This window comes from Microcella alkalica (assembly GCF_014137945.1).
In the GTDB taxonomy this organism is placed as follows: Bacteria; Actinomycetota; Actinomycetes; order Actinomycetales; family Microbacteriaceae; genus Microcella; species Microcella alkalica.
This window is the reverse complement of record NZ_JACGWX010000005.1, coordinates 32,930-54,915: the sequence shown is the minus strand read 5'-3', so window position 1 is coordinate 54,915 and position 21,986 is coordinate 32,930. Positions and strand designations below refer to the sequence as shown.

At 70.7% G+C, this 21,986-nt stretch carries 19 protein-coding genes; 10 read left to right on the top strand and 9 right to left on the bottom strand.

What is annotated here, in order from left to right; all coding sequences use genetic code 11:
- Nucleotides 1–11 precede the first annotated feature (11 nt).
- The gene (locus FHX53_RS09815; protein WP_182491179.1) at nt 12–1,037 is read right to left on the bottom strand and encodes an alpha/beta hydrolase fold domain-containing protein; all 1,026 of its coding nucleotides are present in this window, start codon (nt 1,035–1,037) and stop codon (nt 12–14) included.
- 231 nt (nt 1,038–1,268) lie between these two features.
- Here FHX53_RS09815 and FHX53_RS09810 point away from each other — a divergent pair, with 231 nt between their 5' ends.
- The gene (locus FHX53_RS09810; RefSeq protein ID WP_182491178.1) at nt 1,269–3,143 is read left to right on the top strand and encodes a DEAD/DEAH box helicase; all 1,875 of its coding nucleotides are present in this window, start codon (nt 1,269–1,271) and stop codon (nt 3,141–3,143) included.
- A 192-nt stretch (nt 3,144–3,335) separates the two neighbouring features.
- Here FHX53_RS09810 and FHX53_RS09805 read toward each other — a convergent pair whose 3' ends face one another.
- Nucleotides 3,336–4,298 (bottom strand): EamA family transporter, encoded by a 963-nt coding sequence (locus tag FHX53_RS09805; protein ID WP_182491177.1) that lies wholly within the window; start codon nt 4,296–4,298, stop codon nt 3,336–3,338.
- Nucleotides 4,299–4,592: 294 nt separating this feature from the next.
- Here FHX53_RS09805 and FHX53_RS09800 point away from each other — a divergent pair, with 294 nt between their 5' ends.
- The 7 genes from FHX53_RS09800 (at nt 4,593) to FHX53_RS09770 (ending at nt 14,700) form a co-directional block, all read left to right on the top strand.
- A complete protein-coding gene (locus FHX53_RS09800; protein ID WP_182491176.1) occupies nt 4,593–8,579 on the top strand; it encodes an ExeM/NucH family extracellular endonuclease in 3,987 nt (1,328 codons plus the stop codon).
- A gap of 104 nt (nt 8,580–8,683) precedes the next feature.
- A complete protein-coding gene (gene ypfJ / locus FHX53_RS09795) occupies nt 8,684–9,562 on the top strand; it encodes a KPN_02809 family neutral zinc metallopeptidase (RefSeq protein WP_182491175.1) in 879 nt (292 codons plus the stop codon).
- 72 nt (nt 9,563–9,634) lie between these two features.
- Entirely contained in the window at nt 9,635–10,570 is a 936-nt protein-coding gene (gene cysK, locus FHX53_RS09790) for a cysteine synthase A (protein ID WP_182491174.1), read from the top strand.
- Nucleotides 10,571–11,137 (top strand): serine O-acetyltransferase EpsC, encoded by a 567-nt coding sequence (epsC, locus tag FHX53_RS09785; protein WP_182491173.1) that lies wholly within the window; start codon nt 10,571–10,573, stop codon nt 11,135–11,137.
- 64 nt (nt 11,138–11,201) lie between these two features.
- Complete coding sequence (recQ, locus tag FHX53_RS09780; RefSeq protein ID WP_182491172.1) at nt 11,202–13,331, top strand: DNA helicase RecQ; 2,130 nt, start codon at nt 11,202–11,204, stop codon at nt 13,329–13,331.
- Nucleotides 13,321–13,968, top strand: coding sequence for a GNAT family N-acetyltransferase (locus FHX53_RS09775; protein WP_182491171.1), 648 nt, complete (start codon nt 13,321–13,323; stop codon nt 13,966–13,968). The genes recQ and FHX53_RS09775 overlap by 11 nt, the downstream gene beginning before the upstream one ends.
- A 21-nt stretch (nt 13,969–13,989) precedes the next feature.
- A complete protein-coding gene (locus FHX53_RS09770) occupies nt 13,990–14,700 on the top strand; it encodes a lysophospholipid acyltransferase family protein (protein WP_343050952.1) in 711 nt (236 codons plus the stop codon).
- A gap of 31 nt (nt 14,701–14,731) precedes the next feature.
- Here the strand turns inward: FHX53_RS09770 and FHX53_RS09765 are convergent, their stop codons facing one another.
- On the bottom strand, nt 14,732–15,112 hold the full coding sequence (locus FHX53_RS09765; RefSeq protein WP_182491170.1) for a thioredoxin family protein: 381 nt from the start codon (nt 15,110–15,112) through the stop codon (nt 14,732–14,734).
- Between the two features lie 258 nt (nt 15,113–15,370).
- On the opposite strand from FHX53_RS09765, the gene FHX53_RS09760 reads away from it, so the two are divergent.
- Nucleotides 15,371–17,509, top strand: a complete 2,139-nt coding sequence (locus FHX53_RS09760) for an acyl-CoA dehydrogenase family protein (RefSeq protein WP_182491169.1) — start codon at nt 15,371–15,373, stop codon at nt 17,507–17,509.
- Nucleotides 17,510–17,596: 87 nt separating this feature from the next.
- Here FHX53_RS09760 and FHX53_RS09755 read toward each other — a convergent pair whose 3' ends face one another.
- The 3 genes from FHX53_RS09755 to FHX53_RS09745 form a co-directional block, all read right to left on the bottom strand.
- Nucleotides 17,597–18,337, bottom strand: coding sequence for an SDR family NAD(P)-dependent oxidoreductase (locus FHX53_RS09755; protein ID WP_182491168.1), 741 nt, complete (start codon nt 18,335–18,337; stop codon nt 17,597–17,599).
- 172 nt (nt 18,338–18,509) lie between these two features.
- Nucleotides 18,510–18,656: a hypothetical protein gene (locus FHX53_RS09750; RefSeq protein ID WP_162242482.1), complete on the bottom strand. Its 147-nt coding sequence runs from the start codon at nt 18,654–18,656 to the stop codon at nt 18,510–18,512.
- 69 nt (nt 18,657–18,725) lie between these two features.
- Nucleotides 18,726–18,992, bottom strand: coding sequence for a glutaredoxin family protein (locus FHX53_RS09745; protein ID WP_182491167.1), 267 nt, complete (start codon nt 18,990–18,992; stop codon nt 18,726–18,728).
- Between the two features lie 58 nt (nt 18,993–19,050).
- Between FHX53_RS09745 and FHX53_RS09740 the strand changes: the two genes are divergently transcribed.
- Nucleotides 19,051–19,506, top strand: coding sequence for a rhodanese-like domain-containing protein (locus FHX53_RS09740; RefSeq protein ID WP_182491166.1), 456 nt, complete (start codon nt 19,051–19,053; stop codon nt 19,504–19,506).
- A gap of 18 nt (nt 19,507–19,524) precedes the next feature.
- Here the strand turns inward: FHX53_RS09740 and FHX53_RS09735 are convergent, their stop codons facing one another.
- Genes FHX53_RS09735 through FHX53_RS09725 form a run of 3 tightly spaced genes read right to left on the bottom strand, consistent with a single transcriptional unit; the run spans nt 19,525 to nt 21,753 of the window.
- On the bottom strand, nt 19,525–20,334 hold the full coding sequence (locus FHX53_RS09735) for a DUF554 family protein (protein ID WP_182491165.1): 810 nt from the start codon (nt 20,332–20,334) through the stop codon (nt 19,525–19,527).
- A 51-nt stretch (nt 20,335–20,385) separates the two neighbouring features.
- Complete coding sequence (locus FHX53_RS09730) at nt 20,386–20,817, bottom strand: iron chaperone (protein ID WP_182491164.1); 432 nt, start codon at nt 20,815–20,817, stop codon at nt 20,386–20,388.
- 36 nt (nt 20,818–20,853) lie between these two features.
- Nucleotides 20,854–21,753, bottom strand: coding sequence for a hypothetical protein (locus FHX53_RS09725; protein ID WP_182491163.1), 900 nt, complete (start codon nt 21,751–21,753; stop codon nt 20,854–20,856).
- Nucleotides 21,754–21,986 lie beyond the last annotated feature (233 nt).

The window sequence follows — 21,986 nt, the reverse complement described above, 5'->3', positions numbered from 1 at the left end:
GGCGGGCGGCATCACGGCGCTGGCTCCTCCGTTCCCGGCTGCTCGAGCGCGAGAGCCGTCGAGGGCTGCAGGCGCTCGTGCAGGAACGCCGCGATGCGCTCCGCGAGCGCATCATCGAGGAGGCCCACCGAGTGCGCGCTCGAGTCGACGAGAGCCAGTTCGACGCGGATGCCCGCCTCGCGCAGCGCGAGCGCGAACGGCGTCGCCTGGCCGACCGGGATCAGCTCCTCCTCCGTGCCGTGCACGACGAGGAAGTCGGGCCCGCCGCGCACGATCGCGAACTGCGGCGACGCCTCGATCGCGGCATCGCACTCGGCACGATCGGCGCAGGCGAGGTAGTCGAGCATCGAGGGCTCGAAGACGGGATTGGCGGCCGAGCCGACCGTCAGGTCGAGCGGGGCCGAGAGGGTGACCACGGCATCCACCGCCTCGATGCGATCGGAAGCGACGCTGCGCAGGCCGACGAGCGACACGAGGTTGCCGCCCGCGCTGCCGCCGAGAAGGGCCATCGACTCCGGGTCGATGCCGTGCTCGGCCGCGGTCGTCGGATCCTGCGCCCAGGCGACCGCCGCCGTCACGTCCTCCGCGGCCGCCGGGTAGGGGTGGGCGGGCGCGAGACGGTAGTTGACCGAGACGCCCACGAAGCCCGAGCTCGCGAGCCACTGGCAGATCGTGCGCCAGGTCGGGTGCGCCTTGTCGCCGCGCGCCCAGCTGCCGCCGTGGACGGCCAGCACCGCGGGTCGGGCCTCCGCCGCTGAGGCGTCGTCGCGCGGCCGGCAGACATCGACCGTGACCCCGTCGCCCGCGCCGAACGCCGAGATCGGCACATCCTCGGTGATCGCGGCCTCGGGCTGGGCGGAGAGCGGGAACACGGCGCTCTCCGGCGCCGCAGCGGCGATCGTCTGATCGCGCGCGGCCTCCTGCCCGGTCGCTGCGCAGCCGGCGAGCAATCCGACCGCGAGCGCGCCGATGGCCGTCGCGGCGAGGAGAGCGCGCGCGGCAGGGGAGGTCAGGGCTCGGGCTGGCACGGTGGACACCAGGGTAAGGGTTGGACGGCCTGGGCTTAAGCCGGGGCGTCGGGTATGCTGAGGGGTCGGTTGGGAGGCGGCGCGGAGCGATCCGCGTGCCACTGTGTGCGTCTCCCGGGCCGATTTCCCCGCCAGAAGGCGCGGAACACACCATTTCAGGATGTATCGGCCCGGTCGATGAGTGCCCGGGAACGACGCTGCCGCGTCGACGCTGCTTCTTGCTCTACCCCGGAAAGCACCATGCCCCAGAACAACAAGGGCCGCCCTTCGCGCGCCCACGCCCCCGCCCGTTCGATCGCCGCAGCGGCCGGCTCGCGCAGCCCCAAGCACCGCGGCCACCGCCCCGATGACGCGGATGCCCCGGCCAAGAAGGCGCGCTGGTCCCGCGACGAGCGCGTCGACCGCGGCCACGCTCCCGAGCGTTCGCGCCCCGGCGACCGCGACGAGCGCCCCGTTCGCTCGAACGATCGCTTCGACCGGGATGCGCGTCCCGCCCGCTCGACCGGTCGCGACGAGCGTCCTGCCCGCGCGAACGACCGCTTCGACCGCGCGGACCGCTTCGACCGCTCGGCTCCGCGCAGCGGCGCCGTCGGTCGCGGCACAGGCGCCCGCACCGGTCGCCCCAGCCGGGACGTGCACGTCGACCGCACCGGCACGGGCCGCACGGCCCACCGTCCGGAGTGGCGGCCGCGCGGCTCGGAGAGCCCGGCGCGCCCGGCCCGCCCGGCTCGTGATGCCGACCGCGGCGCGCGCTCGTTCGATCGCGATGCCCGTCCCGCCCGCTCGTTCGACCGCGACGCCCGCCCCGCCCGCCGCGAGCTCGACCGCGACGAGCGCCCTGCACGTCGCGACTCCGAGTTCTACCCGACGCGCGCGCAGCACACCGGCCCGCAGGACGACGTGGTGCTCGCGCGCCTGACGGCCGACGCCGTGCTCGCGACCGACGTCGAGGGAGTGACCTTCGGCGACCTCGGTCTGGGCGACAACATCAGCCGCACTCTCGCCGAGCTCGGCGCGGTGAGCCCGTTCCCGATCCAGGCCGCGACGATCCCCGATGTGCTCGCAGGCCGCGATGTCCTGGGCCGCGGTCGCACGGGCTCTGGCAAGACCATCGCATTCGGCGCTCCCCTGGTCGAGCGGCTCATGGAGAACGGCGGAGGCCGTCGGCGTCAGCCCGGTCGCCGCCCGCGGGCGCTCATCCTCGCCCCGACGCGCGAGCTGGCCCTGCAGATCGATGCGACCGTCCAGCCCATCGCGCGCAGCGTCGGCCTGTTCACGACGCAGATCTACGGCGGCGTGCCCCAGGGTCGTCAGGTCGGCGCCCTCCAGCGGGGCGTCGACATCATCATCGGCACGCCGGGTCGCATCGAGGACCTCATCCAGCAGGGCCGCCTCGACCTCAGCGAAGTCGTCATCACGGTGCTCGACGAGGCCGATCACATGTGCGAGCTCGGCTTCCTCGAGCCCGTGCAGCGCATCCTGCGCGAGACGGCCGACGGCGGGCAGAAGCTGCTCTTCTCGGCGACCCTCGACTCGGGCGTCGCGAACCTGGTCACCGAGTTCCTCCACGACCCCTCGGTCTACGAGGTCGCCGGCGAGGACCAGCAGTCGTCGACGATCGACCACAAGGTGCTGCTCGTCGAGCAGCGCGAGAAGCGCGCGGTCATCGAGCAGCTCGCCTCGGGCGCCGGCAAGACCCTCGTCTTCGCCCGCACCCGCGCCTTCGCCGAGGAGCTCGCCGAGCAGCTCGACGACGCCGGCATCCCGGCGACGAGCCTGCACGGCGACCTCAACCAGCGCAACCGCCAGCGCAACCTCGACAAGCTCACGAGCGGCCGCGTGAACGTGCTCGTCGCCACCGATGTCGCCGCGCGCGGCATCCACGTCGACGACATCTCGCTCGTGATCCAGGCCGACGCGCCCGACGAGTACAAGACGTACCTGCACCGCTCGGGCCGCACGGGCCGCGCGGGCAAGGTCGGCACCGTCGTGACGCTCATCACCAGACCGCGCCGCCGTCGCTTCGAGGAGCTCCTCGACCGCGCCGAGATCTCGGCCGACACGACCGAGGTGCGCGCGGGCGACCGCGTCCTCGACGAGCTCGCGGCCCTCTAGCCGACAGCGCGTCGACGGCCCGGCCCCCGCACGGGGTCCGGGCCGTTCGCGTCCCCCTCCGTCCGCGCCCGTCCGTGACGCAGGCTCACACGGCCGACCTGCCGTTTCTCCGGCAGGTTCGGCGGCCGTGGCCTGAGTTGCGAACGAGGAGACATGTCATGCGCCCGACCCTCCAGGGGGCGGATGCCCGGCTCAGGCCAGCGCGAGCATCGCGCTCGCCGCGAGAGCGAGCCCCAGCCCCACCCACAGCAGCCGCGCGATGCGCTCGCGCAGCACGAGCGCCGCGAGCAGGATCGTGCCGGCGGGATACAGCGCGGTGAGCACCGACACGACCTCCAGGTCGCCCAGCCGCAGCCCGAGGAGCGCGATGACGTTCGCCCCCGCGTCGAGCACGCCGCACAGGAGGCCGAGCGCGATCCCCCCTCGCCACCCTCCGCGGAGGGCGGCGGCGCTCGCGCCGACGGCGCCGCCCGGCGCGCGCGGGCCGTCGACGGCGTGCGGCGCGCCGTGGGCTCCGTCGAGCACGGCGAGCCGGGCATCCGCCGCCATGCCCCTCTGCCCCGCGGCGATCGCGAGGAGCACGATCACCGTCACCATGAGCGTCGCGTTGACGGCGCGGTTGGCGATGAGCGGAACGAGGCCGCTGTCATCGGGCGTCTGCGCCATGAGGATGTAGAAGGCGCCGATCAGCGTGCCCGAGATCGTCGCCATGACGAGGCCGCGCGCGGTCGGGCGCACGGCGCCCTGGCTCGGCACGAAGCCGACGAGCACGACCGCGACGAGCGCGAGCGCGAAAGCGGGATAGGCGAGAGCGCCGAGCTGCGATCCGGTGGCGAGGCCCCAGGTGAGCGGCACGATGGCCGAGGTCACGGCCGTCAGCGGCGAGAGGATGCTCATCGGCCCGATCGCGAGGCACGCGTAGAGAAGGGCGATCGCGACGGCGCCGGTGAGCCCTGAGATGCCGCCCCACAGCAACGCCTCGGCGGACCAGCGGCCCGGGATGACGAGCGCACCCGCGGCGAGGAGCACGACGCCCGATCCCGCGCCGAGCGCGGTCACCCGCAGCGCCGAGATGCGGCGGGCGGCGAGCCCTCCGACGAAGTCGGCCGCTCCGTAGACGAGCGCTCCGGCGAGTCCGAGAACGACCGTGAGCATGGGGCCTCCGTGGGCTGGGGGCGGCGCCGGGGAGCCCGGTTCCCCCGCGTGCCATCATCCTGGCATCCGCGGCCCACCTCGGCGCCGCCGCGCGTTCACGCGGCCGCCGTACCGTGACGGGCGCCCGACGACCGGGGTCGAGTGCGAACCGCTCGCGCCAGCGAGCAGATGAACAGCGCATTACCACTCATCTGAGCACTAGCTGCATCGACCGGTCTGTGCCTATGGTTCGTTCTGACCCCCGTTAAGGGGGACGCACCATCTCGCCCTCCACCCCAAGGAGCTCAGCGCACCATGTCATCCATCACATTCAGCGGTCGCGCACGCGCGGCCGCACGCGCGACGGCGTTCACGACCGCCGTCTGCGTGGGCCTCGGTCTCGCAGGCCTCACCGCGACGCCGGCGATGGCCAGCACCCACATCCCCATCGCCGATGTCCAGGGCCCAGGGGCGACGACGCCCTTCCAGGATCAGACCGTCACCGTGCAGGGCGTGATCACCGCCGATCACCGCGGCGCGGGCGGGTACGGCGGCTTCTTCATCCAGACCCCCGGCCCCGACACCACCCCCGGCATCTCCGACGGCCTGTTCGTCTTCACGGGGAGCCAGACCCACGCCGTGGCAATCGGAGACCTCGTCGAGGTGACCGGCGTCGCCTCCGAGAACTTCGGCCAGACCCAGGTGAGCGCGACGACCGCCGGCCAGGTGACCCTCGTGCAGGCCGACGCAGGGATCCCCGCGCCCACGCCGCTGCCGACGAACGTCACCGGCGATGCTCGCGAGGCCTTCGAGGGCATGCTCGTCGCGCCGGAGGGCGACTACCTCATCTCCTCCAGCCACGAGCTGTTCCGCTTCGGCGCGCTGTGGCTCAGCCCTGCCGGGCTCGCGGTCAAGAGCACCGAGGTCGTGCCGCCCGGCCCCGAGGCCGACGCGATCGCCGCCGCGAACCGCGCGTCGCGCATCCTGCTCGACGACGGATTCAGCATCCAGGTCACCAATTCGGCCTACCCCGGTACGCAGCCGTACTTCGCGAAGGACAGGGTCGTCCGAAACGGCGACAAGGTCGTCTTCGGCGACGGCGCGTTCGTGCTCTCCTACGGCTTCAACCAGTGGCGTCTCCAGCCGCAGGTCCCGACGTCGACCGAGACGGCAGCGCAGTCGGGCGTCACGTTCGAGACCCGCAACCCGCGCCCCGCGATGGCCCCCGCCGTCGGCGGCGACATCCGGGTCGCCGCGTACAACGTGCTGAACTACTTCACGACGCTCACGGCGCAGAACTCCGCCGCACGCGGAGCTCGCACGGCCGAGGAGTTCGCTGTCCAGGAGTCGAAGATCGTCGCGGCCATCAACGGCCTCGGGGCTGATGTCGTCGCACTCCAGGAGATCGAGAACTCGGTCAAGCTCGGCGAGCCCATCGACGAGGCCCTGCAGTCGCTCGTCTCCGCGCTCAACGCCCAGGCCGGCGCCGGGACGTGGGACTACGTCCGCACGCCCGCCGTGCTCAACGACCCATCGATCGTCGACGTCATCACGAACGCGATCATCTTCAAGCCCGCGTCTGTCACGCCCGTCGGCGAGAGCTTCACCCAGGTCGACGAGACCGTGTGGGACATCGCGCGCGAGCCGATCGCTCAGGTATTCGCGGCCGGGGGCATCGAGTTCACCGTCATCGCGAACCACTTCAAGTCCAAGAGCGGCTCGGGCACGCAACCCGCCGACGGTCAGGGCTTCTTCAACGCCGAGCGCGTCGAGCAGTCCACTGCGCTCGCGCGGCTCGCCGCGACGATCCCCGGCGAGGCAGGTGAGAACGTGCTCCTCATGGGGGACTTCAACTCCTACAGCCAGGAGGATCCCATCCGCGTCTTCACCGATGCCGGTTGGAGCAACCTCGTCCCGGATCTCAGCGCGGGGCAGTACACCTACACCTTCGACGGCGAGCTCGGCTCGCTCGACCACGTCATCGCGAGCCCCGGTATCGCGGCGCAGGTGACCGGGGTCGGAGTCTGGGGCGTCAACTCGGCCGAGTGGAATGACCGCCAGTACCGCTTCGGCGCGACCGAGGCCGGAACCGTCTACCGCTCGAGCGACCACGACCCCGTCGTCGTCGGCCTGAGCACGACGCCGCCGCCCGTCGAGATCGACATCCTGACCATCAACGACCTGCACGGCCGTCTCGAGGCCAACGGGCCCGCGGCGGGCGTCGCCGTGCTCGGCGGCCTCGTCGAGGCCACACGCGCGGCCAACCCGAACACGCTCTTCGTGTCGGCGGGCGACAGCATCGGGGCCTCGACGTTCACCTCGTTCATCCAGAACGACGAGCCCACGCTCGACGCGCTCAATGCCATGGGTCTCGACGTCAGCGCGCTCGGCAACCACGAGTTCGATCAGGGCCGCGCCGACCTCGACGGCCGCGTCGTACCGAACTCCGCCTTCCCCTATCTCGGTGCGAACATCTACGAGAAGGGCACTTCCACCCCCGCGTACCAGGAGTACGAGGTCGTCATGGTCGACGGAGTCGCGGTCGGCTTCATCGGCGTGCTCACCGAGAGCATGCCGTCCCTCGTGAGCCCGGCCGGCATCGAGACGCTCGACTTCGGGGACATGACCGAGGCCGCTGTGCGCGTCGCAGACCGACTGCAGGATGGCGACCCGGCCAATGGCGAAGCAGACGTCATCATCCTGCTCGCTCACGAGGGGGCCCCGGCGGGCACGCTCGAGGCGGTGACCGGGGACAGCCAGTTCGGCGACCTGATCGCCGGCGTCACCGGCAAGGTCGACGCTGTCGTGTCAGGGCACACGCACCTGCGGTACGACATCGACGTCCCCGTCCCGGGCAGCAACCGGGTCATGCCGGTCATCCAAGCCGGTCAGTACGGCGAGGCCTACGGGCACCTCGAGTTCTCGGTCGATCCGCAGTCCAAGGAGCTTGTCAGCATTGCGGCGGGAGTCAAGCCGCTCGTCGGTTCAGCGGCCCCCGCTCCCGCAATCGCGGCGATCGTCGCCGACGCCGTCGCGTTCGCGGCGATCGCCGGAAACCGCAGCCTCGGCGCCATCACGGACGATTTCCTGCGAGGCATCGACCTCACAGGGCAGAACGGGACCGTGAACGAGAATCGCGGAGCCGAGTCGACTCTCGGAAACGTCGTCGCGGATGCGCAGCTGTGGGCGACGCGCGATCTGGGCACCGAGGTTGCACTCATGAACCCCGGAGGACTGCGCGCCAACCTGGTCTACGCGTCGAGCGGGCCGAATGACCCGGCGGGCAACCTCACCTTCCGCGAGGCTGCCAACGTCCAACCATTCGCCAACACCCTGGTGGTCATGACGCTCACAGGCGATCAGCTCCGCACGGTGCTGGAGCAGCAGTGGCAGCCGGATGGCAGCAGTCGCCCGTTCCTCAAGCTGGGCGCATCGAAGTCGCTGACGTACGACTACGACCCGAACAGACCGCGAGGCGAGCGGATCGGCACGATACTGCTCAACGGCGTTCCGGTGGGGGCGGATCAGCAGGTGCGCACCGTGGTGAACTCCTTCCTCGCCGCGGGCGGCGACAACTTCGCCACCCTCGCGCAGGGCACCGACCGCGCAGATTCCGGGCGCATCGACCTTCAAGCCTTCGTCGACTTCGTCGGAGCCTTCTCGCCGATCAGCCCCGACTTCGCTCAGCGCTCTGTGGGTGTGTCGTTCAGCGCGCCGCCCGCCGACGGCTACGCATCGGGCGACGAGATCACGCTCGCGCTCAGCTCGCTCCTGTTCACCAACCAGGGCGCCCGCGACGCGCAGGTGGTCGTCAGTCTGGGCGGAACGGTCGTCGGGTCGGCCGCGATCGACGCGACGATCCTGAACCGAACAGACGAAACGGGTCGAGCGTCCATCACGTTCATCGTCCCCGAGGGTCTCGCTGGGCCGCAGGAACTCGTCATCGCCGTCCCCGCCAACGGCACGGAAGCGCGGGTACCGCTCGAGATCGTCGAGACCCTCGGTTCGATCGAGGTCGTGGAGCCGGCGAAGGTCGTCGGCCCGGTCGTGATCGGCAAGGAGGCGCGGGCCAAGGCCCCCGTCCTCTCCGTCGAGTTCGCCGAGCTGGCCTACCAGTGGCTGCGCGACGGAGAGCCGATCGAGGGCGCCACGGGGGCGACCTACCGTGTGACCGCCGACGACGCCGGTGCTCGCATCGCGGTCGTCGCGACCGCGAACGCTCCCGGCTACGAGTCGGCGAGCAGCGAGAGCGCGGAGCGCAGGGTGGCCGGCAAGCCGGCGAGCGTGCCCCGGGCGGCCTAGCAGGCATCCCGCAGCGAGGCGGGGCGGAGAGCGTGCTCTCCGCCCCGCCTCCGCGTGTGCGCAACCCCCTTCGCGCCTCCGACCGGGGGGAGTAGGTTCGCGCCGTGACCTTCCGAGACGATGCTGACATCTCCGGCTCCTCCGTCCGCCGCTCCGGCCGCGGGCGCGGTCTCGCCATCGGAGGCGGTGGTGGCCTCATCGGCATCGTCGCCGTCTTCCTGATCTCCCAGTTCACGGGGGTCGACCTGAGCGGAATCCTCGGCGGCGGAGGGATGGACCCCGGCCCCGCCCCCGAGGCGAGCGAGCTCGCCGAGTGCGACACGGGCGCCGACGCCAACGCGAGCGTCGACTGCCGCGTCGCCGGTGCCGCCGTCTCGCTCGAGCAGTTCTGGATCGACGCCGCACCCGAGATCGGCGTGCAGTACCGCGGCCCCGGAGCCATCATCTTCGAGCAGTCGGTGAACACGGGCTGCGGGCAGGCGACGAGCGCCGTCGGGCCGTTCTACTGCCCGGCAGACGAGACCGTGTACCTCGACACGGGCTTCTACGACGACCTGCGCACGCGATTCGGGGCCGAGGGCGGTCCGCTCGCGGAGATGTACGTCGTCGCCCACGAATGGGGCCACCATATGCAGAAGATCACCGGCGCTCTGGAATCCGCCGACCGGCAGGATTCCGGTCCGACCTCCGACGCCGTCCGCCTCGAGCTGCAGGCCGACTGCTTCGGCGGCGCCTGGGCGGGCGCCGCATCCGACGGGCCGGATGCCCTGCTCGAGCCGATCACCGCCGAGCAGGTCGAGCAGGCCCTCGGTGCTGCGGAGGCCATCGGCGACGACCGCATCCAGGAGCAGACGAGCGGACAGGTCTCGCCTGAGACCTGGACGCACGGGTCGAGCGAGCAGCGCCAGCGCTGGTTCACGACCGGATTCGAGCGCGGCGTCACCGCGTGCGACACCTTCGCCGTCGCGGGCGACGAGCTCTAGGCTCGCGAGCTCTACGCTGAGAGGCGACCCGCCGTCGGCTCGCCCACCACGACTTTCCCAGAGGAGAACGCCATGGCCCGCATCTATTCCGACATCACGAAGGTGTTCGGCAATACGCCCCTCGTGCAGCTCAACGCGATCACCGACGGCGCTGATGCCACTGTGCTCGCGAAGCTCGAGTTCTTCAACCCCTCCTCGAGCGTGAAGGACCGCCTGGGCGTCGCGATCGTCGATGCGGCCGAGGCGAGCGGCGAGCTCACCGCCGGGGGCACTCTGGTCGAGGCGACGAGCGGCAACACGGGCATCGCCCTCGCGATGATCGGCGCCGCGCGTGGCTATGACGTCGTGCTGACGATGCCCGAGACGATGAGCGAGGAGCGCAAGATGCTCCTAAGGGCCTACGGCGCCGAGCTCGTCCTCACGCCCGGCTCCGAGGGCATGAAGGGCGCCGTCGCCCGCGCCGAGCAGATCGTCGCCGAGCGCCCGGGCGCCATCCTCGCCCGCCAGTTCGAGAACGAGGCGAACGCCGCCATCCACCGTGCGACCACGGGCCCCGAGGTCTGGAACGACACCGACGGCGCCGTCGATATCTTCGTCTCGGGCATCGGCACGGGAGGCACCCTCACGGGCACCGGCCAGTACCTCAAGGAGCAGAAGCCGGGCGTGCGGATCGTCGGCGTCGAGCCGGAGGAGAGCCCCATCCTCAACGGCGGCGCCCCCGGCCCGCACAAGATCGCCGGCATCGGCGCCAACTTCGTGCCCGGTGTGCTCGACCGCGGCATCTACGACGAGATCATCGACGTCAACATCGCTCAGGCGATCTCGATGGCCCGCCGCGCGGCGAAGGAGGAGGGCATCCTCGCCGGCATCTCGTCCGGTGCGACGCTCCACGCCGCAGCCGAGCTCGCCAAGCGCCCCGAGAACGCTGGGAAGACGATCGTCGTGATCGTCGCCAGCTACGGCGAGCGCTACCTCTCGAGCGTGCTGTACGAAGACCTCCGCGCCTAGATGGGCGTTCGCGAGGACATCGCCACGGCCCGGCTCCGCGACCCGGCTGCGCGGTCGAGCCTCGAGGTCTTCCTCACGTCGGCGGGGCTGCACGCGATCTGGTGGCACCGCGTCGCGCACTGGCTTTGGACCCACCGAGCCAAGCTGCTCGGCCGGATCGTCGCGCAGGGTGCCCGCTGGTGGACGGGCGTCGAGATCCACCCCGGCGCCCGCATCGGCCGACGCTTCTTCATCGACCACGGCATGGGCGTCGTGATCGGCGAGACGGCCGAGATCGGCGACGACGTCATGCTGTACCACGGCGTCACGCTCGGCGGGCGCACCCTCCAGAAAGGCAAGCGCCACCCCACGGTCGGCGACGGCGTGCTCATCGGAGCCAACGCGACGGTGCTCGGACCCGTCACGATCGGGGCGGGCTCGCAGATCGGCGCGCTCGCCCTCGTGACGAAGGATGTCCCGCCCGACTCGGTCGCGACCGGCATCCCCGCGACCTCCCGCCCTCTCGATCGCGGCGCGCGCGGCACGGGGCCCGACGGCTTCTGGGTCGACCCGGCCATCCACATCTAGTCGGCCCTCCCCCGATCGCGCCGCTCTCGTCGGCGCCGTCGGAGGCGGCGACTAGCCTGTACCGGTGACGTCGACCGAGCTCCGAACACCGCCGGCGCGCAACCCCGCCGGGTCGCCCCAGGCCATCCTCGAGACGGTCTTCGGCTATCCGGCCTTCCGCGGCGACCAGCAGCAGATCATCGACCACGTCGTCGCCGGCGGCGATGCGCTCGTGCTCATGCCGACGGGCGGCGGCAAGTCGCTCTGCTACCAGATCCCCGCGCTCGTGCGCGAGGGCGTGGGCGTCGTCATCTCGCCCCTCATCGCTCTCATGAAGGATCAGGTGGATGCCCTCGAGGCGGTCGGCGTGCGCGCCGCGTTCCTCAACTCCACGCAGGGGCCCGACGACCGGCGCGAGGTCGAGAGCGCTCTCGCCGCCGGCGAGGTCGACCTGCTGTACATGGCGCCCGAGCGCGTCACCGTGCCCTCGACGGGCGAGCTCCTCGATCGCCTGACCGTCTCGCTCTTCGCGATCGACGAGGCGCACTGCGTCTCGCAGTGGGGGCACGACTTCCGGCCCGACTATCTCGCGCTGTCGATGCTGCACGAGCACTGGCCGCGCGTGCCGCGCATCGCCCTCACGGCGACCGCGACGGCGGCGACGGCGACGGAGATCCAGCAGCGCCTCCAGCTCGAGCAGGCGCGCACGTTCGTGTCGAGCTTCGATCGGCCCAACATCCAGTACCGGATCGAGCCGAAGAACCAGCCTGTCCAGCAGCTTCTGCAGCTCATCAGAACCGAGCACCCTGGCGACGCAGGCATCGTGTACTGCCTGTCGCGGGCATCCGTCGAGAAGACCGCCGCGGCGCTCGTCGACAATGGCATCTCTGCCCTGCCGTACCACGCGGGGCTCGACGCGCGGACGCGCTCCGACCACCAGTCGCGCTTTCTGCGGGAGGACGGCATCGTCATGGTCGCGACGATCGCCTTCGGCATGGGCATCGACAAGCCGGACGTGCGCTTCGTCGCCCACCTCGACCTGCCCAAGAGTGTCGAGGGCTACTACCAGGAAACCGGGCGCGCCGGCCGAGACGGGCTGCCGTCGACCGCGTGGCTCGCCTACGGTCTGCAGGACGTCGTGCAGCAGCGCCAGATGATCGACCGCTCCGAGGGCAACGCCGCCTACAAGCGCCGCATGGGTCAGCTGCTCGACGCGATGCTCGCGCTGTGCGAGACGGTCGAGTGCCGTCGCGTGCAGCTGCTCGCCTACTTCGGCCAGCAGTCCGAGCCGTGCGGCAACTGCGACACGTGCCTCGCCCCGCCCGAGAGCTTCGACGGCACGGTGCCGGCGCAGAAGCTGCTCTCCACGATCGTGCGCCTCGACCGGGAGCGCCGGCAGCGCTACGGCGCCGGCCAGCTCATCGACATCCTGCTCGGCAAGCGCACGCCCCGCGTCGAGCAGCTCGGGCACGCCGACCTCGCGACCTTCGGGATCGGCACCGAGCTCACCGAGCAGGAGTGGCGCGGCGTCGTACGCCAGCTGCTCGCCCAGGGGCTGCTCGCCGTGCACGGCGACGGCTACGGCACTCTCGTCATCACCGAGGCGAGCGCCGAGGTGCTCACCGGCGGGCGCGTCGTGCGGCTGCGGCGCGAGGTCGCCAGGCCCACGCGGTCGTCCAAGCGCAGCGCGCCCTCCGACCTCCCGGCCAGTGCAGCGCCGCTCTTCGAGCGGCTGCGCGCGTGGCGCGGCGCGACGGCCCGCGGGCTCAACGCCCCCGCCTACATCGTCTTCGGCGACGCGACCCTGCGCGGCATTGCGCTGACGACCCCGACAACGCTCGACGAGCTCGGCCAGATCAGCGGCGTCGGCGCGAAGAAGCTCGACCAGTTCGGCCAGGCCGTCCTCGCGATCGTCCGCGGCGAGGAGCCGCCGGCTCCCGAGTCCGCGGACGGCGCCGTGTCCACTCCCGGCGCCGTGTCCACTCCCGGCGCCGTGTCCCCTCCCGGCGCCACCGGAACGCCGACGACGTATGCTCCCGGTCGGTCGCGGACCACCGCGACCCGCGCAGCGCGGGCCGGCGGCTCCTCGGCGGCCGGGCCGCGATTCGGGGCGAGCGCCCGCGCCGCCGCGGTCAATCCCGACTATTCCGACATCCCCTTCGACGAGATGCCGCCCGACGACGAGTTCTTCCCTCCGCCGCCCGATGACTACTGAGCCGGGCGGCGACGACCCATCGGGCGGGTCGTCGTCCGCGGCGCTGCACCCCGAACCGCCGGTGCTCCTCGCGGGCGTCGACGGCGATCCGATCCGGATGCGCGCCTGGCGCAACGAAGACCGAGAGCCTTTCGCGGCGCTCAACGCGGACCCTGAAGTCATGCAGTACTTCCCCGCCCTGCTCTCGCCCGAGCAGAGCGACGCGCTCGTCGATCGGGTCGTCGCCCACCATGCCGAGCACGGCTTCGGGCTGTGGGCGCTGCAGGTCGACGGCCGCTTCGCCGGCTTCGTCGGCTTCGCGATCGCGAGCTTCCCCGCCCCGTTCACCCCCGCCGTCGAGATCGGCTGGCGGCTCGCCCGCTGGGCCTGGGGTCGCGCGGCGACGACGGCGGCACGCCGGGCGCTCGCAGCGGCTCCCGGCTTCGGCATCGACGAGGTGCTGTCGTTCACCGCGACGAGCAACGCGCGCTCGGCGGCCGTGATGGAGCGCATCGGGATGGTGCGCGATCTCGACGGCGACTTCGAGCATCCTCGCGTGCCCGAGGGGAGCTCGCTGCGCCCGCACGTCCTCCACCGCTGGCGACCTCCCGCGGCAGCCGGTGGCGACACGGCGGTGAGCATTCCGAGGGCGGAATGAGTCTCCTGCCAGGATGACCCGGTGCTGAACCTGCTCGCTCGACTCGTGCTCACGCCGATCGCGCGACTCGTCTTCCGTCCCGTCGTGATCGGGCGACGGCGGATGCCGAGGACGGGGGGCGTCGTCGTCGCGAGCAACCACCTGTCGTTCATCGACAGCGTCGTGATCAGCCTTCTCGCGCGGCGCCCGGTCAGCTTCCTCGCGAAGGCCGACTACTTCACCGGACGCGGACTCAAAGGTGCCCTGTCGCGGGCGTTCTTCACGGGCGTCGGGGCGATCCCGGTCGAGCGCGGCGCCGGCAAGGCGGCGCAGGACGCGCTCGACGCGGGGCTCGCCCGACTGCAGGCGGGTCAGCCGTTCTCGATCTACCCGGAGGGCACGCGCTCGCGCGACGGCCGTCTGTACCGCGGCAAGACCGGCGTCGCGTGGCTCGCGCTGACGGCCGGCGTCCCGGTCGTGCCCGTGGCTCTACGGGGTACGCAGGACCTCCAGCCGGTCGGCTCCAGGCGCATCCGTCTCGCGCGCATCCGCGTCGAGTTCGGCGACCCGATCGACGTGAGCGGGTTCGGGCCCGCGAGCTCGGGGCGCGCGCGACGTCAGGCGACCGACGCGATCATGGCCGAGATCCAGAGGATGTCCGGCCAGGAGTACGCGGGCGTCTACAACGAGCCGCCCGCTCACGGCATGGTCGAGAAGGTGCGGAGGGCGTTCCGCTCGCCCGGCGAGCTCTAGGGCTCGACCCGCGGCGACGGCCGCGCAGAGGCTACGCGCCGCTCGAGGCCTCCGCCTGAGCGGCGGCGACCTTCGCGCGGACGTCGTCCATCTCGAGGCCCTTAACGGCGGTGATGACCTGCTCGAGCGCGGGACCGGGCAGTGCGCCCGGCTGCGCGAAGACGAGGATGCCGTCGCGGAAGGCCATGAGGGTCGGGATCGAGCGTATGTTCGCCGCCGACGCGAGAGCCTGCTCGGCCTCGGTGTCGACCCTGCCGAAGGTCACGTCCGGGTGCTGCTCGCTCGCCCTGTCGTAGACGGGCGCGAACTGGCGGCACGGGCCGCACCACTCCGCCCAGAAGTCCACGAGGGTGATCCCAGGGGCCGTCACGGTCTGCTCGAAGTCGGCCGAGGTCAGGTCTACGGTTGCCATGCATCCATCGTGCCACAGCTGCGCGGATACCCCGAGGGGTATGCGCGCAGGGCGAACAGCCGTGGGGAGTCCACCATGCGTTCGCTACGGAACCGAGGGATTCCTACAAGGCGCCCCGCGGGCATCCGTCGCCCCTTCGTGCCTCGGGCACCACGATCGCCCGGGCCGGCACTCGCGCTCCTACTGTCGAAATCGGGGATGCTCGCCGCCGTTCCGGCCAGGCCCTCCACACTTCCGGCTTCACACGATGGGACAGAGATGACTCCGCTCGCCGACTCCACGACCGCTCGCACGACCGCGCCCGCCGGCGTGGCCGGACCCGCGGCCGCAGCCGACGCCGACCTTCCCGCCTCGCCCGCGGCCCCTGAGCCCGAAGCTGTTTCCGTTGACGTCGAAAACCTCGGCCGGCAGCTCCTCGGGCAGTGGGCCTACGCCCGTGAGCACGCGCGCGAGCTCATGGCCCGCCCTGAGTTCCACCGCGACCCGGAGCTCGGCATGCACGAGCACCGCGAGCGCGTGCTCGGCCAGCTGCACCTGCTCGTCGAGAACGGCTCCGTACACCGCGCCTTCCCGAAATCGGTCGGAGGCCAGGAGGACAACGGCGGCAACATCGCGAGCTTCGAGGAGCTCGTGCTCGGCGACCCGAGCATGCAGATCAAGTCGGGCGTGCAGTGGGGGCTCTTCGCCGCCGCGATCCAGCACCTGGGCACTGAGGCCCACCACGCGGCACTCCTCCCCGATGCGCTCAGCCTCGCCGTTCCCGGCGCGTTCGCGATGACGGAGACGGGACATGGCTCCGACGTCTCGGCTGTGGGGACGACGGCGACCTTCGATGCGGCGACCGACGAGTGGGTCATCGACACTCCGTTCCGCGCCGCCTGGAAGGACTACCTCGGCAACGCGGCCATCCACGCCAAGGCCGCCGTCGTATTCGCCCAGCTCATAACGCGCGGCGTGAACCACGGCGTGCACGCGATCTACGTGCCCATCCGCGATGAGAACGGCGAGTTCCTCCCCGGCATCGGCGGCGACGACGACGGCCTCAAGGGAGGGCTCAACGGCATCGACAACGGCCGCCTGCACTTCACGAACGTGCGCGTGCCGCGCACGAACCTCCTCAACCGGTACGGCGACGTCGACGCACAGGGCGTCTACACCTCGCCGATCGCGAGCCCGGGCCGCCGCTTCTTCACGATGCTCGGCACGCTCGTGCAGGGCCGCATTTCGCTCGACGGCGCGTGCGTCGTCGCGAGCAAGCTCGCCCTCACGATCGCGCTGCGCTACGGCAGCGAGCGCCGCCAGTTCACCGCCGACAGCGACGACGAGGTCGTGCTGCTCGACTATCAGCGCCACCAGCGTCGCCTGCTGCCGCGCCTCGCGACGACCTACGCGATGTCGTTCGCGCACGAGGTGTTCCTGACCAAGTTCGACGCCGTCTTCTCGGGCGCGGAGGACACCGACGAGGCGCGGCAGGATCTCGAGACCCTTGCTGCGGCGCTCAAGCCGCTCAGCACGTGGAACGCTCTCGACATCATCCAGGAGTCGCGCGAGGCGTGCGGCGGGCAGGGTTTCCTCGCCGAGAACCGTCTCGTGCAGCTGCGCGCCGACCTCGACGTCTACGCGACCTTCGAGGGCGACAACAACGTTCTGCTGCAGCTCGTCGCCAAGCGGCTGCTCACCGACTACTCGCGCAAGTTCGCGAAGGCCGACGCAGGCGCGCTCGCCGCGTACATGGTCGAGCAGGTCGGAGACGCCGCCGTGCACCGCACGGGTCTTCGCCGCCTCGTGCAGCAGGTGGCCGACTTCGGCTCGACCGCGCGCTCGGTCGGCTACGTCCGCGGGAGCGCGGCCCAGCGCCAGCTGCTCACCGACCGCGTCGAGACGATGGTCGCCGAGCTCGCCGGCCGCCTGCGGCCCGCCTCGAAGCTGCCGAAGGCCGAGGCCGCTGCGCTGTTCAACCGCCACCAGAACGAGCTCATCGAGGCCGCCCGCGCGCACGCCGAGCTGCTGCAGTGGGAGGCCTTCACCGACGCTCTCGACGACGTGGCCGACGACGGCACGAAGCAGGTGCTCACGTGGCTGCGCGACCTGTTCGGGTTCACCCTCATCGAGAAGAACCTCGCCTGGTACCTCATCCACGGTCGGCTCTCCGGCCAGCGCGCGCAGGCGATCACCGAGTACATCGATGGCCGACTTCTGCCGCGCCTCCGCCCGCACGCGCTCGCCCTCACCGAGGCGTTCGGGCTTCGCCCCGAGCACATCCGCGCCGAGATCGCGACGGGCGTCGAGCACATCCGGCAGGAGGAGGCCCGGGCCTACTTCGCCGACCAGCGGTCTCGCGGTCTCGCGCCGATCGACGAGAAGGATCTCGTCGCGGCGAAGGGCTCGCGCCGCTAGGCGCGGTCGCTCGTCACGAGCTGCTCGGCGACCCCGAGCTCGCGACGCGCCGTCTCTGTGGTGGACGGCGGCGCGTCGCGCATCCCCTCACTCCTGGGGAGGCTGCAGCGCCTGTCCGACGGTCGCTCCGCCGTCGATGATGAACTCGGTGCCGGTCGAGTACGTCGCGTCGGCCGCCAGGAAGAGCGCGAGCTTGGCCACTTCCTCCGACTCGCCGAAGCGGGCGATGGGCTGCGACTGAGTCATCTCGTCGCCGAATCCGTCGGTCATCGGCGTGCGGATCGGGCCGGGGTGGATGGACACGACACGGATCCCGCGGTGACCGAGGTCGAGCGCCGCCGACTTCGTGAGGCCGCGGACGCCCCACTTGCTGGCGACGTAGGCGCTCAGGTTCGAGTAGCCCTGGATCCCGGCGGTCGATGAGATGTTGATGATGACGCCGTCGCCGGCGCTCGACATGGATTCGATCACCGCGCGCATCCCGAAGAAGGTGCCGGTGAGATTGATGCCGATGACGCGGTTCCACTCCTCGGTGGTCGCCGTCGCGATCGGCGAGAATCCGACGACCCCGGCGTTGTTGATCAGGATGCTGATCGCGCCCTGCTCCGCGTGCACGGAGGAGACCACCGACGCCCAGGCGTCCTCGTCCGTGACGTCGAGGCGGTGATACACCGCGCCGATCTCCTCGGCGAGCGCAGCGCCCTCGTCATCGAGCACATCGGTGATGACGACGGTCGCGCCCTCCTCGACCATGAGCCGCGCGTGCGCGGCCCCCATCCCGCGTGCGCCGCCGGTGATCAGGGCGACGCGTCCATCGAGCTTTCCCATTTCGTTCCTCCTCGATCCTGTGGTGCCCGTTCCGGCAGAATCCGGTCGGCTGGCCACAGCGTAGGGAGGCTCGAAGCGTCGTATTAGAGCCCTTTGGCCCGAAGAGGAGCGGAGCCTAGATCGCCGTCAGGCGATGCGGACCCTCGCTCGATGGTGCGAGCGCTGATGGCTCTCAGTTCTTCGCTGCGCGCGATACGGCGTCGTGGTTCTGCTGGCGGTCGCTCGCGGCCTTCTTGTCGGCCTTGGCGACGCGCTTCTCCTTGAGCGTCTTCGAGGCCGCGGTCTTGCCCGAGCTCTTGCGCACTGACTTCTCACCCATGATGTCTCTCCAATCGAGAGCCGTGGCGACCCTGTCGGGCTGAGCGTACGCCCCCTTCGGGGGTGGTCGCTACACCGCGAGCTTCTCGCGCACGGCCGCGTCGCTCGGCTCGACCAGGTGCGAGCCGTCGGGGAAGACGACGACGGGGATGTTCATGCGGCCGCTGATCGCCTGCGCCTGCGCGGCGGCCTCGGCCGAGGCCTCGACGTCGATCTTGGTCCACTCGACACCGAGGTCGTTGAGCAGGGCCTCGGTGCGGCGGCAGTCGCGGCACCAGTCGGCGCCGTACATCGTGATGGCGCCGTCGACGGGAGTGATGGAGGAGGTGTCGGTCATGCAATCAGTCAACTGCGCGGACCCCGGAAGTGTTCCCGCCGCGTGCCATCATGGCGCCATGATCGACAGCGCCCTTGGCCTCTTCGCCGACCCGGCGGCGACCGCGGCCCACTACGCCGCGCGCCTGGCGTTCGAGACCGACGCCTCCGACGTGGCCGCCGCTCTCGAGTCGGGCGAGCGCTTCCACTTCGTCGACGTGCGCGGGCAGGTCGCGTGGGATCAGGGTCACGCCGTGGGCGCGCGGCACCTCCCGCGGCAGGAGCTCGTCGTGCGCATCGGCGAGCTCGAGGCGGGCATCCCGGTCGTCGTGTACTGCTGGGGGCCCGGCTGCAACGGCGCAGCCAAGGCGGCCCGCGATCTGGCCGGCTTCGGCGTCGCGGTGAAGGAGATGCTCGGCGGCTTCGAGTACTGGGCGCGCGAGGGCTACCCGGTTGAGGGGTCGAGCGGGCCGATCCATCGCGCGGTCGACCCGCTGACGGCGCCGGTCGAGCCCGCGATCAGCTGCGACTGCTGAGCGTGGCGGCGCGCCGGGTCAGCCTGCGATGCCGAGAGACTGGATGCCCACCGCGAGCAGGGGAGCGATGACGAGCGCGGGCAGCATGTCGCCGACGGCGATGTGGCGCAGGTTGAGCAGGCGGACTCCGACGCCGAGCAGCAGCACGCCGCCCGTCGCGGTGAGCGCCGCGATCGCTGCGCCCGACATCACCGAGCCGAGCAGGAACGCGAGCGCCGTCAGCAGCCCCTGCCAGATGCCGACCGGCAGGGCCGACGCCGCGACGCCCCAACCGAGCGAGGCCGCGAACGCGATCGACGCGAAGCCGTCGAGCGTCGCCTTGAGGGCGAGCTGGTCGAAGCCCTGGCCCGTGCCGTCCTGGAAGGCGCCGAGGATCGCGAGGGGGCCGATCGCGAACACGAGCGACGCGTCGACGAACCCGGTGATGAAGCGCTCGCGGGGCGAGAGCACGAGCGGAGCATCCACGATCGCGGGGTCGATCGGGCCGGCGGATGCTGCGCTCGCGCTCTTCCGCGTGAAGCGCGACTGCAGCCACCCACCGAAGCCCTCGAGGCGGCTCTCGATGCCCGCGAGGGATCCGATAATGCTGCCGATGAGGAGGGCGCCGATGACAACGAGGAAGGCGCCGCCAGCGCCGACGGCGCCGACGAGGGCGGGGTCGGAGAGCGAGACGAGGTTCAGGCCGCCGAGGACGATCACGATGAGGCCGAGGGCGTCGGTGACGACGCGGGTCGTGCGCTCCTGTAGGCGGTGGCCGATCAGGACGCCGATGGCGGCGCCGACGACGATGGTGGTCACGTTGAGCAGGGTGCCGAGGCCGACGATCACGTGATCAGGTTATTCGGCCCCGAACGTGCGGCGTGACGGGGTGCGGGGAGTTCAGCCGACGGCGCGCGTGACGAGCTCAGTGATCGCGGTCTCCTCGGCTGGGCCGATCGCCGTGATGGCGAACACCGTCGGCCACATGCTGCCGTCATCCAGCTTCGCGGGGTCGTTGAAGCCCAGCTCGCAGTACCGGCCCTCAAACTTTCCCGCCGCCTTGAAGAAGCACACGACCTTGCCGTCGAGGGCGTACGCGGGCATGCCGTACCAGGTGCGCGGGGCGAGCCGCGGCTCGGCGGCGGTCACGAGCTCGTGCACCCGCGTCGCGAGCGGGCGGTCGTCGCCGTCGAGCTTCGCGATCGCGTCGAGCACGTCCTGCAGCTCGGCGGCGGCCTTCGCCGCGCCCTTCTCGCGCTTCGCCTCTGCGCGCAGCTCGGTGGCGCGCTCCTTCATCGCGGCGCGCTCCTCGGCGCTGAATCCGTCGGCCATGAGTACTCCCTGAGTTGGGCCCGGAATCAACTCGCCCTACTCCGGGTCTATTGAGGGGGCTCCAAGTCGGAGGCCTCGGTCACTTATGAATTGAATGTGATCTTCCGTGTCGTACCCAAGGTAGACAGTGTTGAACGTCGCCACCACCTGTGCGTCAACATGCCGCAGAAGATCCCAGAGTTCGCGTGGATCCTCCCCGTCTCGAACAACCACAGAAAGCGGCAGATGAGGGACCAGGAACTCTTCGATCGCGTCCTCACTCCAAAAGTGAAGTACCTCGTCGCCGTCTGTGATGCCGGATTCAGGAGCGTTCCACTCCCAGTCAGGCTCACCGTCTACTCCGACAGGAGGCTCCTCCCGGTGTTTGACGACGACGGCGAAAGAAGACTTGTCCACGGCGCTGAGCGTCATATCGACAACTGATCTGTGCTTGTTTTCGATGTCCAAACGATGCAAGGTGAGGCCGATCCCCTTCTCTACTGGCTGGGCGTGAAAGGGCTGCACACGTGCCAGGCGATCCAGCGCGAACTGCGGCACACTCGCCAGTTGTCTCTCGGAGATCTTCTTCCACTGCGTTCTTGAGGTCGCGAGGGGGAAGTAGATGCTTCGGACGACGCGCTCGTGGGGGATAAGGCCGTCCAGGTGCGCAAGTTCCCAGACGAGGGCGTCGAGCGCCGATCTGTAATTGTGAAGGACGTCACCAAAGAGAAGAGCCCATTCGATGATTGGTGGAGGTTCTATTAGTCGTGCACGAACGATTCCTGACTTACCGTCAGCGGCAATCTCAGAGGCCGACTCCGCGCCGAGCCTCTCACGCCAAGCGTTCACTCGATCGTTCAGCTCACGACCGAGGCTCTGGGCATAGTCCAACTTGATGGACGGCCATGGCGGGAAGTTCTCACCAGGGATCAAGATTCGGTCGCTGTCAGTGTCCAAGGTGTTCTCTCGTGACTAGTGCGGTCCCGGCGAGAGTCAGCCGGGGTCTTCCTTGCATCTGCAGTCAACCATCGCCTGCCTTGTCAACCAAAAGGCCTCCCCCAGAGCAAGTGGCCCCACAAAGCGAGTACGGGGTCCATTTCGAAGAGGTTGAGATCTAGAGGAATCCCTCGAAGGTTACTCGGCTCTTCGCAGTTGAGGGTGTAGACCTCCGTGCCGCGTCGTTGCCGGGG

Bases quoted from the DNA above. Each gene is read 5' to 3' on its own strand.
- FHX53_RS09810 (WP_182491178.1), top strand. From the start codon at position 1,269: ATGCCCCAGAACAACAAGGGCCGCCCTTCGCGCGCCCACGCCCCCGCC.
- FHX53_RS09805 (WP_182491177.1), bottom strand. From the start codon at position 4,298: ATGCTCACGGTCGTTCTCGGACTCGCCGGAGCGCTCGTCTACGGAGCG.
- FHX53_RS09800 (WP_182491176.1), top strand. From the start codon at position 4,593: ATGTCATCCATCACATTCAGCGGTCGCGCACGCGCGGCCGCACGCGCG.
- cysK (WP_182491174.1), top strand. From the start codon at position 9,635: ATGGCCCGCATCTATTCCGACATCACGAAGGTGTTCGGCAATACGCCC.
- epsC (WP_182491173.1), top strand. From the start codon at position 10,571: ATGGGCGTTCGCGAGGACATCGCCACGGCCCGGCTCCGCGACCCGGCT.
- FHX53_RS09775 (WP_182491171.1), top strand. From the start codon at position 13,321: ATGACTACTGAGCCGGGCGGCGACGACCCATCGGGCGGGTCGTCGTCC.
- FHX53_RS09765 (WP_182491170.1), bottom strand. From the start codon at position 15,112: ATGGCAACCGTAGACCTGACCTCGGCCGACTTCGAGCAGACCGTGACG.
- FHX53_RS09760 (WP_182491169.1), top strand. From the start codon at position 15,371: ATGACTCCGCTCGCCGACTCCACGACCGCTCGCACGACCGCGCCCGCC.
- FHX53_RS09755 (WP_182491168.1), bottom strand. From the start codon at position 18,337: ATGGGAAAGCTCGATGGACGCGTCGCCCTGATCACCGGCGGCGCACGC.
- FHX53_RS09750 (WP_162242482.1), bottom strand. From the start codon at position 18,656: ATGGGTGAGAAGTCAGTGCGCAAGAGCTCGGGCAAGACCGCGGCCTCG.
- FHX53_RS09745 (WP_182491167.1), bottom strand. From the start codon at position 18,992: ATGACCGACACCTCCTCCATCACTCCCGTCGACGGCGCCATCACGATG.
- FHX53_RS09740 (WP_182491166.1), top strand. From the start codon at position 19,051: ATGATCGACAGCGCCCTTGGCCTCTTCGCCGACCCGGCGGCGACCGCG.
- FHX53_RS09730 (WP_182491164.1), bottom strand. From the start codon at position 20,817: ATGGCCGACGGATTCAGCGCCGAGGAGCGCGCCGCGATGAAGGAGCGC.